Annotated in this window: 16 protein-coding genes and 1 tRNA gene; 7 read left to right on the top strand and 10 right to left on the bottom strand. The window is 61.7% G+C overall.

Annotated elements, in window-relative coordinates; genetic code table 11:
• Nucleotides 1–10 precede the first annotated feature (10 nt).
• Together araG and IFT44_RS01670 are read right to left on the bottom strand one after the other, a co-directional pair.
• Nucleotides 11–1510, bottom strand: coding sequence for an L-arabinose ABC transporter ATP-binding protein AraG (araG, locus tag IFT44_RS01675; RefSeq protein WP_192175297.1), 1500 nt, complete (start codon nucleotides 1508–1510; stop codon nucleotides 11–13).
• 76 nt (nucleotides 1511–1586) lie between these two features.
• A complete protein-coding gene (locus IFT44_RS01670) occupies nucleotides 1587–2588 on the bottom strand; it encodes a substrate-binding domain-containing protein (RefSeq protein WP_122477021.1) in 1002 nt (333 codons plus the stop codon).
• A gap of 292 nt (nucleotides 2589–2880) precedes the next feature.
• Here IFT44_RS01670 and IFT44_RS01665 point away from each other — a divergent pair, with 292 nt between their 5' ends.
• On the top strand, nucleotides 2881–4032 hold the full coding sequence (locus IFT44_RS01665; RefSeq protein WP_244652068.1) for an aldose epimerase family protein: 1152 nt from the start codon (nucleotides 2881–2883) through the stop codon (nucleotides 4030–4032).
• 586 nt (nucleotides 4033–4618) lie between these two features.
• A complete protein-coding gene (locus IFT44_RS01660; RefSeq protein WP_446730931.1) occupies nucleotides 4619–5893 on the top strand; it encodes an MFS transporter in 1275 nt (424 codons plus the stop codon).
• Here the strand turns inward: IFT44_RS01660 and IFT44_RS01655 are convergent, their stop codons facing one another.
• From IFT44_RS01655 to IFT44_RS21210, 3 genes are all read right to left on the bottom strand, one after another.
• Nucleotides 5894–6163 carry a DUF1652 domain-containing protein gene (locus IFT44_RS01655; protein WP_122477018.1) on the bottom strand — a complete coding sequence of 90 codons (270 nt, stop codon included), beginning with the start codon at nucleotides 6161–6163 and terminating at the stop codon, nucleotides 5894–5896. It abuts the gene before it with no gap.
• A 138-nt stretch (nucleotides 6164–6301) separates the two neighbouring features.
• Nucleotides 6302–6469: a DUF6021 family protein gene (locus IFT44_RS01650; protein ID WP_446730930.1), complete on the bottom strand. Its 168-nt coding sequence runs from the start codon at nucleotides 6467–6469 to the stop codon at nucleotides 6302–6304.
• A 45-nt stretch (nucleotides 6470–6514) separates the two neighbouring features.
• The gene (locus IFT44_RS21210; protein WP_090358366.1) at nucleotides 6515–6640 is read right to left on the bottom strand and encodes a hypothetical protein; all 126 of its coding nucleotides are present in this window, start codon (nucleotides 6638–6640) and stop codon (nucleotides 6515–6517) included.
• A gap of 230 nt (nucleotides 6641–6870) precedes the next feature.
• Between IFT44_RS21210 and IFT44_RS01645 the strand changes: the two genes are divergently transcribed.
• Entirely contained in the window at nucleotides 6871–8157 is a 1287-nt protein-coding gene (locus tag IFT44_RS01645) for a DUF2254 domain-containing protein (protein WP_192175296.1), read from the top strand.
• Nucleotides 8158–8278: 121 nt separating this feature from the next.
• Complete coding sequence (locus tag IFT44_RS01640) at nucleotides 8279–8812, top strand: hypothetical protein (RefSeq protein ID WP_192102051.1); 534 nt, start codon at nucleotides 8279–8281, stop codon at nucleotides 8810–8812.
• A 103-nt stretch (nucleotides 8813–8915) separates the two neighbouring features.
• On the opposite strand, the gene IFT44_RS01635 is transcribed toward IFT44_RS01640, so the two are convergent.
• Nucleotides 8916–9164, bottom strand: coding sequence for a CsbD family protein (locus IFT44_RS01635; RefSeq protein ID WP_122477013.1), 249 nt, complete (start codon nucleotides 9162–9164; stop codon nucleotides 8916–8918).
• A 158-nt stretch (nucleotides 9165–9322) separates the two neighbouring features.
• The gene (locus tag IFT44_RS01630) at nucleotides 9323–9997 is read right to left on the bottom strand and encodes a glycosyltransferase (RefSeq protein ID WP_192057139.1); all 675 of its coding nucleotides are present in this window, start codon (nucleotides 9995–9997) and stop codon (nucleotides 9323–9325) included.
• Nucleotides 9998–10251: 254 nt separating this feature from the next.
• On the opposite strand from IFT44_RS01630, the gene IFT44_RS01625 reads away from it, so the two are divergent.
• Nucleotides 10252–10902: a DUF2238 domain-containing protein gene (locus IFT44_RS01625; protein WP_192175295.1), complete on the top strand. Its 651-nt coding sequence runs from the start codon at nucleotides 10252–10254 to the stop codon at nucleotides 10900–10902.
• Between the two features lie 288 nt (nucleotides 10903–11190).
• On the opposite strand, the gene IFT44_RS01620 is transcribed toward IFT44_RS01625, so the two are convergent.
• Nucleotides 11191–11281, bottom strand: a tRNA-Ser gene (locus IFT44_RS01620).
• Between the two features lie 143 nt (nucleotides 11282–11424).
• Between IFT44_RS01620 and IFT44_RS01615 the strand changes: the two genes are divergently transcribed.
• Nucleotides 11425–12096: a Bax inhibitor-1/YccA family protein gene (locus IFT44_RS01615; protein ID WP_043189407.1), complete on the top strand. Its 672-nt coding sequence runs from the start codon at nucleotides 11425–11427 to the stop codon at nucleotides 12094–12096.
• 179 nt (nucleotides 12097–12275) lie between these two features.
• Complete coding sequence (locus IFT44_RS01610; RefSeq protein WP_122477008.1) at nucleotides 12276–13640, top strand: nucleobase:cation symporter-2 family protein; 1365 nt, start codon at nucleotides 12276–12278, stop codon at nucleotides 13638–13640.
• Nucleotides 13641–13673: 33 nt separating this feature from the next.
• Here IFT44_RS01610 and IFT44_RS01605 read toward each other — a convergent pair whose 3' ends face one another.
• Both IFT44_RS01605 and IFT44_RS01600 read right to left on the bottom strand, forming a co-directional pair.
• A complete protein-coding gene (locus IFT44_RS01605) occupies nucleotides 13674–14624 on the bottom strand; it encodes a site-specific integrase (RefSeq protein WP_192175294.1) in 951 nt (316 codons plus the stop codon).
• 52 nt (nucleotides 14625–14676) lie between these two features.
• A complete protein-coding gene (locus tag IFT44_RS01600; RefSeq protein ID WP_122797708.1) occupies nucleotides 14677–15084 on the bottom strand; it encodes an SRPBCC family protein in 408 nt (135 codons plus the stop codon).
• Between the last annotated feature and the right edge of the window lie 73 nt (nucleotides 15085–15157).

The raw sequence follows: 15157 nt of genomic DNA, 5'->3' as shown, positions 1-15157 counted from the left end.
TTGTTATTGTTCAGCCGCGAGTGCGCGGCAGTGCCAATTGCAGCAACCTGGATTCCTGCGCCTGCTCGCGCAGCACTTCGCCGGTCAACGCACCTTCACTCATGACCAGGATTCGATCGCTGATGCCGATCACTTCCATCAGGTCGCTGGACACCACGATCACCGCGATACCATCGGCGGCCAGGCCGTGAATGATCTGGTAGATCTCGGCCTTGGCACCGATGTCGATGCCGCGTGTGGGTTCGTCGAGCAACAAGACCTTCATCGGCATCGACAGCCAGCGACCGAGGATGGCCTTCTGCTGGTTGCCGCCGGAGAGGTACATGATCGGCTGCTCGGCGGACGGGGTCTTGATGTTCAGCGCCTTGATCTGGCGCGCGGCGTTCTCCTTTTCCCACGGGCCCTGCACCAGGCAGCCCAGGGTGAGATGGCGGTCGCGGGCGCCGATGTTGATGTTTTCGGCCACACTGGCCAGGGGTACGATGCCTTCCTTCTTGCGATCCTCGGGGCACAATAGAATGCCCGCGGCGATGGCGTCGCGCGGGTTGGCCAGGGTCAGCGAACGCCCATCGAGGGTGAGGCTGCCTGCCTTGCTGGCGGCCAATCCGGACAGCAGGCGCAACAGCTCGGTGCGGCCTGCGCCCACCAGGCCGAAGAAGCCCAGCACTTCACCCTTGGCGACGCTGAAACTGACCGGCTCGTGCAGACCCGGCCCCAGCAAGCCCTCGACGCGCAGTGCCTGGCCCTGATGAGGGCGAGGACGGTAGTTGTAGATGTCCTGGATATCGCGGCCGACCATGCAGGTCACCAACTGGTCGTGGGTCAACTCGGCCATGTCGTCGAAAGTGCGCACGTAGCGGCCATCCTTGAACACCGTGACGGCGTCGCAGATGCGGAAAATCTCCTCCATGCGGTGGGAGACATAGAGGACCACCCTGCCCTCGTCGCGCAGCTTGGCAATGATCGTCATCAGCCGGTCGATTTCCCGTGCCGACAAGCTACTGGTCGGCTCGTCGAAGGCGATCACATGGGCATTGCGCGACATCGCCTTGGCAATCTCGACCAACTGCCGCTGGCCCAGGGACAGACTGCCCAAGCGCTGGCGCGGATCGATCTCGTCGGCCAGACCGGCGAGCAGCTCGCCGGCACGGCGCAGCATGGCGCTGCGATCGATCAGGCCGAAACGCGCTGGCATGTGGCCCAGCAGCAGGTTTTCCGCCACGCTCATTTCCGGCACCAGGTGCAGCTCCTGGTGAATCACGGCCACGCCGCTGCCGATGCTCTCGGCGGCGGACTTGAACACCAGGGTCTGGCTGCCAATCTGCAGGCTGCCCGTGCTGGGCTGGTAGGCACCGCCCAGGATCTTCAACAAGGTGGACTTGCCGGCACCGTTTTCGCCCATCAGGGCATGCACGCTGCCCGGGCTCACTTCGAAGCTGATGTCCGACAGTGCGCGCACGCCTGGAAAATTCTTGCCGATACCGTTGAAACGCAATGACTCTACACGCATGGATACAACTCCAGAGCAGGCATCACGGCAGGCCGTGAAGAATCAGCCTCTGCCGGGGCAGAGGCCATGGGTCGGATCAGTTCCACAAACCGATCTTTTCCAGTTCCTGCTTGAAGTTCTCGCGGGTGATCAGGGTCACGTCGTCCATGGCGGTGTACTTGGGCGGCTCCTTGCCGGTGGTGACCCACTCGAACATCATGCTTGCCGTGTTGTAGCCTTCGGTATGGGGGCTGGGCAGCATGGAGCCGAAAAAGCCGCTGTTGGCTTTCTTCAGCTCGCCGATGGCATCGGTGCCGTTGATGCCGATGCCGATCACGTTGGCTGCGGCGAACCCCGCACTTTCGGTAGCGCGCACGCCACCCAGCACGGTGTTGTCGTTCATGCCGCCGATGATCAGATTCTTGGCGCCTGACGGCAGCTTGACCAGCGTGGAGTTGGTAGCGTCCATGCTGCCGGGTACGTCGAGGGTCTTCTGCGCGGCGAACAGAATGTGCTCGGTCGGCAGGCCCGCAGCCTTCAGCGCCTTGACCGAGCCGTCGGTGCGCTTCTTGCCGGTATCCAGCTCGTTGTAGGTATTGATGATGGCGTAGGTGTCTTTCCAGTCCCAGCCACGCTTCTTGGCTTCGCCGGCCATGGCCATGCCCTGCTTCTCGCCGACTTCGAAGGCGGCCATGCCCAGGTACGGCACGTCCTCCATGAAGTTGCCCTTGGCATCGACGAAGCGATCGTCGACGGCCATTACTTTCATGTCATTGAGTTTGGCCTTGGCGACGATGGCCGGGCCTAGCGCAACGTCAGGGGGGCAGATGACGAAGCCCTTGACCCCATTGGCGGCCAGGCTGTCGATGGCCGAAAGGGTTTTCTCGCCGTCGGGCACAGCGATCTTGATGACCTTGAAGCCTTTGTCCTTGCCGGCCTTCTCGGCAAAGGCCCACTCGGTCTGGAACCAGGGCTCTTCAGCCTGCTTGACCAGAAAACCGATCTTGACCTCTTCGGCCCACGAAGCCGACGAGCCTGCGAACATTGCGGCGGTCAGGGCGGCACAGCACAGGGAACGGATCCCATGACGACTCAACATAGCTAACTCCTTATTTTTATTGAATAGCTACAGCGTCCAGCAACATCAGCGAATAGTCATACCATATAACAGGATGGGCATTTGTAACGTAACGTCACGCTTGCGCCATCCACAGCGGCGTGTCGTAGATCCTGTCAGAAATGACACCACGAGTGATCTGGCAAATAGTATTACCATTTATTTTTACGGACGTCGAATTTCAGCTATACCTGCCAGTGCAGCCACCGCCGGAGTCCGGTTGTCCAACCCCGGGATCCAGCCATTTCCTATAAAAAACTACGGAACGCCTTACATGCCTATTTATCAAAAACTGCTCAGCGCCATTGGATTGACCCTCATGACTGCTTCCATCTCTGCCCATGCGGCAGGCTTGACTTCGACTCGCGAAAGCTTCGGCGCGCTGCCCGATGGCACGCCGCTGGAAAAGATCACCCTGAGCAACAGCCACGGTATGAAAGCCAGCATCATCACCTACGGCGCGACCTTGCAGGCGCTGCAAGTGCCGGACAAGAAAGGCGAGGTTGCGGATGTGGTACTGGGCTTCGATGACATTCAGGGCTACCAGGCCAATCCCACCGTGTATTTCGGCGCCACCATCGGCCGCTTCGGCAACCGCCTGGCCGGGGGCAAGTTCAACCTGGACGGGCAGACCTATTCGGTACCGCTCAATGACAAGAGCAATGCCCTGCACGGCGGCACCCGAGGGTTCGACAAACACGTCTGGGCCGTAGAGGCCACGCAGGATGCCGACCAGGTCGCGGCCACCTTCACCTATCGCTCACCCGATGGCGAGATGGGCTTTCCCGGGACCCTGGCGACCCAGGTCACCTACAGCCTGAACGAACGCAACGAACTGCGCGTGCAGTACAAGGCCACCACCGACAAACCCACCGTGCTCAACCTGACCAACCACAGCTATTTCAATCTGGCCGGTGCCGGCAGTGGCGATGTGTTGAAGCAGGTCGCCACCTTGCAGGCGAGCCGCTACACGCCGGTGACGGCGAAGTTGATCCCGACCGGCGAGTTGGCACCGGTGAAAGGCACGCCGATGGATTTCCTCGCCCCTACCGCCATTGGCAAGCACATCGGCGCCAAGCATGAGCAGCTGGCGTTCGCCGAGCCAAAACAAGGCGGCTTCGATTTCAACTGGGTGCTCGACAGCGCAGGCGACTTGAAACGCGAGGCCGCCAAGGTGACCGACCCGGTGTCGGGGCGCACCTTGACGCTGTACACCACCGAGCCAGGCGTGCAGTTCTACACCAGCAACTTCCTCGACGGCACCGTTCGCGGCAAGGGTGGCAAGGTGTATCCGCACTGGGGCGCCTTCACCCTGGAAACCCAGCACTTCCCCGATGCCCCCAACCAGCCCACGTTCGCCAGCACCCGCCTCGATCCCGGCCAGACCTACACCCACACCACGGTGTTTGCCTTCTCGGCGCAGTGATTCGGCCTGACCGACCGCAGCGCCCGTTTCGCGGCCACGGACCGCTCCTACGTGAGGTGGACAGCGCCTGTAGGAGCGGTCATCGGCCGCGAAAGGCTGACTGCGATGTGCCTGACCGACCGCAGCGCCTGTTTCGCGGCCACGGACCGCTCCTACGTGAGGTGGACAGCGCCTGTAGGAGCGGTCATCGGCTGCGAAAGGCTGACTGCGATGTGCCTGATCGACCGCAGCGCCCGTTTCGCGGCCACGGACCGCTCCTACGGATATCGGGCATGGATCGTGGGCAAAAAAAAGCCACCGCACTGACGTGAGGTGGCTGAAAATCTAACCAAAGAGAGTTGAAGCAGAGCACTGGGCCAGTCGCTATGCGGGGAAGAATCAGCGCCTGGCCTCGTATTCAATCTTCGAAATCAAAGATACCAGCCGAACCGAGGCGCCACTATTGCGTTCGTCAATAGTCATTATCGACACATGAAACGTGCCGCAGGCACTCAACGGTGCGCAAGCGGATGCGCACCTGACACTTGATCACGTACACTCGGTCTTCGTTAACATCTTGATACGTATGCGCTGATCGCGTGACCCATTGACTGGCACAAGAACGTCGACCTTGAAACGCAACTCCACCGCCATCTTCTCCCAGCCCGGCTTCCGTGCCTTCCTCATGGTACGTCTCGCGGCCATGTTCGCCATGCAGATCCAGGCCATCGTTGTCGCCTGGCACATGTACGACATGACCCGCCATCCACTGACACTGGCCTACGTCGGCCTGGCGCAGTTCATCCCCATGGTGCTGTTGCTGCTGCCGGCCGGGGATCTGCTGGATCGCTTCGACCGGCGGCGCATCCTGCAGATCAGCTGGAGTGTGTCGGTGCTCTCCTCCGCCGCGCTGCTGTGGCTGGCCCTGAGTGAAACCGTCGACACCTGGCCCTACTACGTCGCATTGTTCGTGTTCGGCTGTACCCGAGCGTTCACCGGGCCCGCCGTGCAAAGCCTGCTGCCGCAGATCGTTGCGCGCGAGCACCTGGCCCAGGCCATCGCCACCAACAGCATGATCATGAAAGTGGCGGTAATTGCCGGTCCCCTGCTGGGCGGGCTGCTGTATGCCGCCATCGGTGGCTGGACGTTCGGCATCTGCCTGCTGGGCTTCGCCCTGGGTGTGCTGCTGCTGCAGTGGGTACCCAGCGTGCGCATCGTGCGGCCGGTGGATGATCAGACCACAGCAGTGAGTCGCTTCACCGCTGGCATCCGCTTCATCACCTCGCGGCCGATCATCCTCGGTGCGATATCGCTGGACCTGTTCGCGGTGCTGCTCGGTGGCGTGGTCGCCCTGTTGCCGATCTATGCTGCGGAAATTCTCCATGTCGGCCCCGCCGGGCTGGGCCTGCTGCGCAGCGCCATCGCACTGGGTGAACTGGGCATGGGTTTCTACCTGAGCATCCGTCCGCTCAACGCGCGGATGGGCCAGCGCATGTTCCTCGCGGTGGCCGTGTTCGGCGTGGCCAACCTGGTGTTCGCTTTGTCCACGTGGTTCTGGGTGTCGTGCGCGGCGCTGTTCGTCGCTGGGGCAGCAGACATGATCAGCGTGTACATCCGCTCTTCGCTGATCCAGTTCGCCACGCCCGACGATATGCGTGGACGGGTCAGCGCGGTGAACATGTTATTCATCGGCTCTTCGAACGAACTGGGCGAATTCCGTGCGGGGGTCAGCGCGACGGCGCTGGGCACGGTGCCAGCAGCGTTGTTCGGCGCTGTCAGTACGCTGGTGATCGTCGCCTTGTGGACACGGCTGTTCAGACCGCTCTGGACCATCGAGAACAACGAGCAGGCATTGCCCGAGCGCCAGAAGACACCAGCCTGATCACGACCGGCTAGCGCCGCGCGGGGCATGGCGGCAGAACCACTCTTGGTTGCCCTTGAGCTCGGCACGCAGCTGCGCCACCAGTTCGGCAATCGCCCGACTGCTGGACAACGGCTGGGTATCGACACCTACCATCAGCAGGTCGACCTGACCACTGGCCGGGTCGGACACTTCGACCGTCATGGTGCCCCCCGGATTCAACGTGCAATGGCATTTGAGGGGCGCGAAGCTGGCTTCGACGATGCGGCGCATTTCAGTGGTGGGAATCATCTAGAGCTTCTCCTGGCGATGTCATGGCTGGAGACGTGTCGCAGCGTGAGTACGGCCACTCGGCAGGGCGGCGCGCTCACGCTTTCAGCGTGGTGCGGCAGGCAGGCACCGAGGGCTGCCTGCACAAGGCTACCAGACTCAGTCCTTGGTGCCATAGGGCGGATATTTATCTGCGTCACCGGTTTTTTCCGACGTGTCGCCTTCGGGCTTCTTGGCGGGCCCGATCGGATCGACCTGCGGGTCGGCAAGGTCGGGAGAGTCCGGGTCGAACCCCAGGTCGTTGTCGGGCTTGGTCTCGTTGCTCATAAATCCTCCGGTCATAAATATGGGCGCAATAGCGCTGCTCCAGCCTCAGGCCACGCCTGGCGGGATGCCATCCTTGTTGAAATCCTTCAGCCGTTCCTTTTCTTCCGGGGTGGAATGGGCGGGCGTCTGGTCCTCGGTGTCCTCGGCGGGCGGTTGCTTGTCATCGGCCATGATCGGTTCCTTTCAATGAGGGGCTCTACACTGTGAGCCTGCAGACCGATCCGGGGTTCCGTGCAATCGACCAGGCCGCTGTCGTCATGGCCGATACATCGCGTCGTTCATTTCGCGGCCGATGACCGCTGCTACGGTGGCATGAAACTTTCGTCAGCTCCAGGCACTCAATGTGCAGCCGCGCTCGCATGGCTGCTGGCGGTCCGACTGACAATCCCGAGGAATACACGATGATCGCTCGCTGGCGCTGGGCCCTGGGTCAGATGACCAAACGCTTGTGGTTCCGCGCAAGCCTGTTCTCCCTCACGGGCATCGCCACGGCGCTGATTGCCATCGTCTTCAAGGACTTCGTGCCCGCCGACCTGCCGACGCGGATCGGTGCCGATTCGGTCGACAAGATCCTCGCGATCATCGCGTCGAGCATGCTCGCGGTCACGACCTTCTCGCTCAGCACCATGGTCAGTGCCTATGGCGCCGCCAGCAGCGGCGTAACACCGCGTGCCACCTCACTGGTGATGGAAGACGCCACGACCCAGAACGCGCTGGCAACGTTCATCGGCTCGTTCCTGTTCAGCCTGGTCGGGATCATTGCCCTGAGCACCGGGGCCTACGGCGCTCAAGGGCGGGTGGTGCTGTTCGCGGTGACCATCGTCATGATCATCCTGATCGTCTATACGCTGCTGCGTTGGATCGACCACCTGTCCAAGCTGGGCCGGGTCGGCGAAACCATCGACCGGGTCGAAGCTGCAGCGCTGCAATCCCTGCAAAACCGCGCGCAGTGGCCGTACATGGGCGCGGCGCCCTACCCAGTCGACCTGACTGCACCGGCAACCGCGTCGAACGTGGCCAGCGACGACACCGGCTACGTACAGCACGTCGACATCGCGGCCCTTGGCGCCCTGGCCGAGAAACACGGGCTGCAGATCTACCTGAGCGTACTGCCAGGCGCTTTCCTTCACCTCGGCGCAGATCTGGCCTGGTTTACCGCGGACAGCGACGGCCAGGCGCAGGCCCAGGCAGACCTCGCCGCGGAAATCCGCGCGGCTGTCACGATCGGCCTGCGCCGTACCTTCGAACAGGACCCACGTTTCGGCATTTCGGTTCTCGCGGAGATCGCTTCGCGCGCCCTGTCGCCGGCCACCAACGACTCGGGCACGGTGATCGACGTGATTGGCCGCGGAGTCAGGTGCTTCACCGCCTGGCATGTACACAGCACTACCGATTCGACATCCCGCGAGATCGATCCACACTGCCGCCGAGTGCACGTTCGCGGCTTGCAGGTGGCCGATCTGTTCGACGACTTCTTCACCTTCGTGGCGCGCGACGGCGCCGGGCTGCTGGAAGTCGACATTCGCATGATCAAGGCGCTGATCAGCCTGAACGAGATCAGCCCGCAAATCTTCGCCGCCCAGTGCCGGCTGCACGCGACTCGACTGCTGAAACGCGCCGACAGCGCGCTTACCCTGGATGAAGACAAGCAGCGGCTGCATGAATTGGCCAAACCTCTGCTGGGCTGAACGCCGAGCACCGGCGCCCGAAGCGTCCACTGCGGCGATGGCGCTGAACTTGTGCAGCTGTCGACGGGCCTGAGTTGACACCTGCACGTGCAGGCAATGACTGCTCAAACGGAAAACGATGATGAACATAGCCTGCCTGGCCTGGGGATCGCTGGTATGGAAGCCGGGGGCTTTACCGGTCTGCAGCCCCTGGCACACCGACGGCCCTGCATTACCCGTCGAGCTTTGCAGAGTCGGCGACGGCGGCGAGCTGGCCACGGCGATCTGCCTGAATGCACCTGCTGTGCCATCTCTCTGGGCGTTGCTGGACACCACCTCGCTCGACGACGCCTGCCAGGCACTGCGCGAACGTGAACAGATACCCCATTCGCGCGATGATGGCATCGGCAGTTTCATCTGCAGCGACCGGTCCACCGGGGTCCTTGCCCAATGGGCTCGTGAGCGAGAACTGGATGCAGTCATCTGGACCGCTTTGCCGCCGCGATTCGCGGGTATAGAGGCACGGATACCCACCATCGACGATGTTCTCGACTATCTGCAAAACTTGACGGGTGAAGTGCGAATACATGCGCGGGAATACATTGAACAACTGCCGCAGCAACTAGAAACGCCTTACAGAGACGTCATTCGTCGTTCGCTGGGTTGGGGAGGTTGAAGCGTTAGAGGGAGTGCGGGGGGGATTGCTGCACTTCCCTACCGTTCAATTGGCTTAAGGCCAGGAATAGAACGGTTGGGAAGACACTTTGCGCGCAGCAGAATCAGCGACGCAGGAAACGGCTCACCAGTACGAAAATGGCAGCGCCAATGGCCAGCGAGGCACCTGGCTTTTCCTTGACGAAGGCAGACACATTGTTCAGCGCGTCGCCGTAGGTCTTGGTCAGTTGGCCAGCCGCTTCACGACCTGCGCCTTCTGCCTGCAGGGAATGGTCACCGACCAGTTTGCCCACTACACCTTGAGCCTTGCCGGCGATCTTTTCTGCTACGCCTTCGATTTGTTCGCTTTTCATGTTGAGCCTCACTTTGATCATCGTTTTAGTGACAGTACTTGAAGTATGTAAGCCGGAAGCTTCGTACTTGCTGCCTGAACTTAGGGCGTTGCCGGTTGGAAATAGTTCCGATCTTATTTTCAGTGTTCATGTTGGCGAATTCGGACGCTCGGGCACGCTCAACCCATGGCTTCCAGCGGAGCACCGATCGACAGCGAGCGCAGGTAGTCGCCGAAGCCTTCACGGCAGCGACAATCCAGCCGGGCGCTGGTCGTCACGCAGTTGATCGAAGTCCAAGTGATCGACGCCCCGACCTCTTTCAGGTCGGCCACCAGGTGCACGTCCTCGTGGGCCTTGAGTGGCTTGAACCCGCCAACCCGGCGGTAGGCCTGGGCACTGACGCCCATGTTGGCGCCGTGGACATGCTTGTGACCTTCCACCGGGGTATACAGGGCGTCGTAACGGCTGCGAACTTCCTCGGCATGCAGCGACCAGTCATCCACGCGCACCGTGCCGCAGACCGCGTCGGTGCGAAAGCGCAGCTGATCGACCAGCCAGGTGGGCGGCACGAGGGTATCGGCATCGGTGAACGCCAACCAGCGGGCGCCTTGATCCAACAACAGTTGAGCACCCGCGGCGCGCGTACGACCGACGTTGCAGTGCGCCACGGCCACGCTCTGTACGGGGTAGCGGTTGACCACTTGCTGGGTACCGTCGGAACATTCGTCCAGCACGATAACCACCTTGACCTCTTCGCCCGACAGTCCTGGATGCTCACCGGCAATCAGCAACGACTCGATGCATTGAGCGACCACTGCTTCTTCATTATGAGCTGGGACAATGATTCCGATCATGGACGATACCTGTCGAGGAGATGCCGGCATCCGGCGGCTGTAAGTCTCTTGACCTATCTATCGCGCGTTGGTTGCAGATAGATACGACGGGTGGTAGTTCGGCAAATGTTCATTCCAATTTGCAATTCACTTTCTCCCCTCCAGAGGCCGATGACCCGTACCGGGGTGTCGATCAGCCAGCGCTGCAAGCCTGAACGAATTAATGTAGGGCATGGTGATCAACTGCAGCAGAGGACTTGGCGAGGAGCGTGACAATGGCAACTCGAAGGACAAGCATAGGCTACTGGCACTGGGTGTTGCTGCTGGCGGTGATCGCCTCGGGCTGGCAGCCGCTGGACCGCCAGACCTGGCTGATCGAAAACATTCTGGTGCTGGTGGGCGCCGTGGCCGTGTGGTTCACCCGTGACCATTTCCAGTGGAGCCGACGCGCGTGGGTGATGGTGATCATCTTTCTATGCCTGCATCAGGTGGGCACGCACTTCACCTACCCCCAGGTTCCCTACAACAAAGCGTTGTACCTGATCAGCGGGGTGGACGTGAATGCAGCACTGGGCTGGGAGCGCAATCAATATGATCGTTTCGTGCACCTGGCCTACGGCCTGCTGCTCAGCCTGCCCTTGCGGGAAATCGTCAGTGAGAAATGCCAGCTCAAGGGTGCGTGGGCATCATTGATCGCCTGGTCGCTGGTGCTGTCGACCTCGATGCTCTATGAACTGATGGAGTGGGCAGGCGCCGCGTACGTGGGCGGTGGCGACTCGGCCTTCGTCGGTGCCCAGGGCGATTTCTGGGATGCCCAGAAAGACATGGCCGTAGCGGCGGCTGCCTCGCTGGTGGTGCTGACCTGCCGCGGCCATGCGCTGCGCGCCGGGGTTTCGGCGCTGCGCGGGCGATTGACACCGCACTGAAACGCCCAGCGGCTCAATGCATCGATACCTCAATGCATCAATACATAGCCAAGCATCTGTTTCGCCAGGCGCCACGGCTGCCAAACCGAAAGGTGATCGAAGATCCTCCCGGAATTTCCCATCACCCCCATGACCGTCACGTAGACGACGCCTTTCCTGATCAACCTCGATATCTTTTTCTTGCTGTAACGCAACAATCAGGACACCTGCACGAGTGGGTTTCGCGACATGGCACTTCTGCAACGGCGAAAACGAAAAAGCCCCGCCAATGCGGGGCTTTTCGATGTTTGGCGGGAAACCAGGGATTCGAACCCTGGGAACGCTATTAACGTTCGCCGGTTTTCAAGACCGGTGCATTCAACCACTCTGCCAATTTCCCGAATGTCTTGCTGGTTGCTTTGCGGGCGCCATAATACCGGAATGAAACACGCTGTCAAACTCTGGATAGAGCGGCTAGGCAAGGGTCTGATATGATCTTTGCATCTGAACGTTTCAGACGTGTTCAATCAAAGGAGTCTCGCCATGCGCGAACAGGATTATGCAGTTAATCAAGGCTCGCAGGTGCAGCAGCTAGAAGTTAGCCGCGTCCTGCGCAACACCTACGGCTTGCTGGCACTCACCCTGGCTTTCAGTGGCGTGATGGCCTACGTCGCGCAGCAGATGCGCGTCGGCTACCCGAACATCTTCGTCGTGCTGATCGGTTTCTACGGGCTGTTCTTCCTGACCAACAAGCTGCGTGATTCGGCCTGGGGCCTGGTGTCCACCTTCGCCCTGACCGGCTTCATGGGCTTCCTGCTCGGCCCGATCCTCAACCGTTACCTGGGCATGCAGGGCGGCGCCGAAGTGGTCAGCTCGGCCTTCGCCATGACGGCGCTGGTGTTCGGCGGCCTGTCGGCCTATGTGCTCATCACCCGCAAGGACATGAGCTTCCTGGGCGGCTTCATCACCGCAGGCTTCTTCGTGCTGCTGGGCGCGGTGCTGGCGAGCTTCTTCTTCCAGATCGCCGGTCTGCAGTTGGCGATCAGCGCCGGTTTCGTGCTGTTCTCGTCGGTGTGCATCCTGTTCCAGACCAGCGCGATCATCCATGGTGGCGAACGCAACTACATCATGGCGACCATCAGCCTGTACGTGTCGATCTACAACCTGTTCGTGAGCCTGCTGCAGCTGTTCGGCATCATGGGTCGCGACGACTGATTCACCGTTGCCCTGTCGAAGCCCGCCTCGTGCGGGCTTTTTCTTGCCCCTGGTTCGAACATCCTCAGCAAAAACCGGTTTGCCCCATGGGCGCCGCGCCGTAGAATCGCGCTCCTTTCGATTGAGCCATCGCGCTCTTTTTGCCGGAGCCTTCGCGCTCTTTCTCAGGAGCCCTTGCCATGAGCACCCCACAGCCACCCAGCGACGAATTGATCCTGGGCCTGGAAGACCGCCCTCGCCCACTGCTGGGCATGCTTGCCGCGCTGCAGCACCTGCTTGCGATCATCGTACCGATCGTCACGCCTGGCCTGCTGATCTGCCAGGCACTGGGCGTCAGCGCCCGTGACACCAACATGATCGTTTCCATGTCGCTGGTCATTTCCGGCATTGCTACCTTCGTTCAGTGCCGGCGCATCGGCCCGTTCGGCGCGGGTCTGCTGATCGTGCAGGGCACCAGTTTCAACTTTGTCGGACCGCTGATTGCCGGGGGAGCGCTGATGGTGCAACAGGGCACACCGGTAGAAGCTGTGATGGCGGCGATCTTCGGCGTGGTCATCGCAGGGTCGTTCGTGGAAATCGGCATTTCGCGGATCCTGCCCTTCGTCAAACGGCTGATCACGCCGCTGGTCACCGGTATCGTCGTACTGATGATCGGCCTGACCCTGATCAAGGTCGGTCTGATCAGCATGGGCGGCGGCTTCGGCGCCATGGCCAATGGCACGTTCGCCAACGGCGAAAACCTCATGCTCTCCGGCCTGGTACTGGCGATCATCGTGGTGCTCAATCGCATTCCGGTGACCTGGATGCGCAGCGCCGCCATCGTCATCGCTCTGGCCATGGGCTACGCGCTGGCCGGTTACCTGGGCCGACTGGATTTCACCGGCATGCACCAGGCCGCGGTATTTCAGGTGCCCGTACCGCTGCACTTCGGCCTCGGTTTCTCCTGGGCGTTGTTCATTCCAATGCTGGTGATCTACCTGGTGACGTCCCTGGAAGCGATCGGTGACGTGACGGCGACCAGCAAGGTGTCACGCCAGCCCGTAGAGGGCCCGCTGTGGATGCAGCGCATCAAGGGCGGCGTGCTGGTCAACGGGACCAACTCGCTGCTGGCCGGTGTCTTCAATACCTTCCCCAGCTCCATCTTCGCGCAGAACAACGGGGTCATTCAGCTCACCGGCATTGCCAGCCGCCACATCGGCGTGTGGATCGCCGGGATGCTGGTTCTGCTCGGGCTGTTCCCGACGGTTGCCGGGGTGATCCAGGCGGTGCCCGAACCGGTACTGGGTGGAGCTGCCATGGTGATGTTCGGCGCGGTGGCCGCCTCGGGCATCAATATCCTTGCCAGCGTCGACCTCGATCGTCGGGCGCTGCTGATCATCGCGGTATCGCTCGCCCTCGGCCTGGGTGTGGCTCAGGTGCCGGAGTTCCTCGCGCACATGCCGGGCGCATTGCGCAATGTGCTGGAGTCGGGTGTAGCCACTGGCGGTATCTGCGCGCTGCTGCTGAACTGGTTTTTGCCAGCCGGGCCAGTGGCTCGTCACTGAGCTGGCCCGAGCCTGCGACAAGGGCCTGCAGGCTCAAAGATCGAAGCGGTCCACGGCGCGGCGACGCTCGTTGTCGTCGCGCATGTCGTAGGCCGCAGTGGTCTGGATATTGGTGTGGTGCGCCAGCTTCTGGGCAATCGACAGGTCGTGCTCTTCGATCACTCGGGTGATGAACGAACGGCGGAAATCATGGGGCATGATCTTCACGCCGACCTGGGTGCCGCGTTGTCGGGCGATGTAGTAGATGGCGTGCTTGGTGATACGCTCGCGGGTGATGTGCGCGCCGCGGCGGATGCGATTGAAAAGAAAGTCGTCATCGGCCTGGCCTGCGGGAAGCTGGCTGCGGCGAAACGCCAGCCAGGTTTGCAGATGGGCAAAAGCCCAGCCTGGCGCGTACTTGATCAACTCCTTGTTGCCCTTGCCGGTCACGCGCAGGCTGCGCTCGCTGAAGTCGACCTGGGCCAGGTCGAGGTTGACCGACTCCGACTTGCGCATGCCAGAACCATACAGGATGGCGATGACGGCGGCGTCGCGCAGGCCCTGCGGCCGCGGATCGCTGGCGCAGACCTCCATCAGGTCGCGGATCAGGCTGCGCTTGAGGTTGCGGCCGTTGCCCAGGCGAGTGCCCTGCATGGGCTTGACCGAACGAATCTTCAGCAAGTGATCCTGGTCGATCAGGCTCAGCCGCCACGCCTCGTTCATGACCCCGCGCACGGCGTTGACGTAAAGCGAGGTGGTATTGGGGGCGTAGCCATCTTCGCGCAGGGCGGCCACCAGCGAGGTAACGTGCCCGGGCTCGAGACGGTGCCAGGGCACCTCGCGAATGTCGACGTCCTCGAAGCCCAGCCGGTCCGCGGCATCCTGCAATACGTATTGCATGGTCGTGCGGCTGGACGGCATCAGCCGCGCGAGATATTGCAACAGAGGGTTCTGCAGATCAGACAAACCGGGGGATCCTTGAGTGCCAGGGTAGACGCCCGCCATTCTAGCACCCGCGTCGGTGCCTGACCCGTCCGCCCTTACCCGGCCGGTTCGATCAGAAGTTGCCGCGCAGCGCCTGCAGGCCACCTTGATAGACACCGTCGAAAATTTCCACCGCCTCGGCATCACTCATGCCGACGGGGTTAAAGCGACCGCCCCACTCCACACGGCTATTGCCGGCGTCCACCTCGATGACCTTGAGCGTCGCCAGGTAATCGCTCACCGGAAAGGGACCTTCGATGATGGAATAGCTGTAGGTGCGCGCGGCGTTGTCGTAAGTCTCCAGACGCTCGATGATGACGGTACCGTCCACCGTGGTCAGGTGGCGCAGCCGGCCGTTTTCCTGGGCTTCGCTGTGCTGGATCATGGGCAGCCAGTCGGCCAGGGAGTTGAACCCGGCCACCAGATTCCAGACCTGATCGGCCGATGCCGGAATGTCGATGCTCGCTTGCGTGCTTGCCATGTCATGGCTCCTGTCGGTGGGCTGAGGCTACAACGGTAGCGATCGTTCGAGTGCGCGGCAAGCCGTTAGTGCA

It is taken from the genome of Pseudomonas sp. CFBP 13710, assembly GCF_014842235.1.
Taxonomy (GTDB): domain Bacteria; phylum Pseudomonadota; class Gammaproteobacteria; order Pseudomonadales; family Pseudomonadaceae; genus Aquipseudomonas; species Aquipseudomonas baltica.
The sequence above is the reverse complement of the archived record's forward strand: the minus strand, read 5'-3'. Positions and strand labels throughout refer to the sequence as shown.

Excerpts from the sequence above, each read along its gene's own strand:
- IFT44_RS01600 (WP_122797708.1), bottom strand. The coding sequence starts at position 15,084 with ATGGCAAGCACGCAAGCGAGCATCGACATTCCGGCATCGGCCGATCAG.
- IFT44_RS01615 (WP_043189407.1), top strand. The coding sequence starts at position 11,425 with ATGCGCGAACAGGATTATGCAGTTAATCAAGGCTCGCAGGTGCAGCAG.
- IFT44_RS01640 (WP_192102051.1), top strand. The coding sequence starts at position 8,279 with ATGAACATAGCCTGCCTGGCCTGGGGATCGCTGGTATGGAAGCCGGGG.
- IFT44_RS01630 (WP_192057139.1), bottom strand. The coding sequence starts at position 9,997 with ATGATCGGAATCATTGTCCCAGCTCATAATGAAGAAGCAGTGGTCGCT.
- IFT44_RS01665 (WP_244652068.1), top strand. The coding sequence starts at position 2,881 with ATGCCTATTTATCAAAAACTGCTCAGCGCCATTGGATTGACCCTCATG.
- IFT44_RS01635 (WP_122477013.1), bottom strand. The coding sequence starts at position 9,164 with ATGAAAAGCGAACAAATCGAAGGCGTAGCAGAAAAGATCGCCGGCAAG.
- IFT44_RS01645 (WP_192175296.1), top strand. The coding sequence starts at position 6,871 with ATGATCGCTCGCTGGCGCTGGGCCCTGGGTCAGATGACCAAACGCTTG.
- IFT44_RS01605 (WP_192175294.1), bottom strand. The coding sequence starts at position 14,624 with ATGGCGGGCGTCTACCCTGGCACTCAAGGATCCCCCGGTTTGTCTGAT.
- IFT44_RS01625 (WP_192175295.1), top strand. The coding sequence starts at position 10,252 with ATGGCAACTCGAAGGACAAGCATAGGCTACTGGCACTGGGTGTTGCTG.
- araG (WP_192175297.1), bottom strand. The coding sequence starts at position 1,510 with ATGCGTGTAGAGTCATTGCGTTTCAACGGTATCGGCAAGAATTTTCCA.
- IFT44_RS01610 (WP_122477008.1), top strand. The coding sequence starts at position 12,276 with ATGAGCACCCCACAGCCACCCAGCGACGAATTGATCCTGGGCCTGGAA.
- IFT44_RS01655 (WP_122477018.1), bottom strand. The coding sequence starts at position 6,163 with ATGATTCCCACCACTGAAATGCGCCGCATCGTCGAAGCCAGCTTCGCG.
- IFT44_RS21210 (WP_090358366.1), bottom strand. The coding sequence starts at position 6,640 with ATGGCCGATGACAAGCAACCGCCCGCCGAGGACACCGAGGACCAGACG.
- IFT44_RS01650 (WP_446730930.1), bottom strand. The coding sequence starts at position 6,469 with ATGAGCAACGAGACCAAGCCCGACAACGACCTGGGGTTCGACCCGGAC.
- IFT44_RS01670 (WP_122477021.1), bottom strand. The coding sequence starts at position 2,588 with ATGTTGAGTCGTCATGGGATCCGTTCCCTGTGCTGTGCCGCCCTGACC.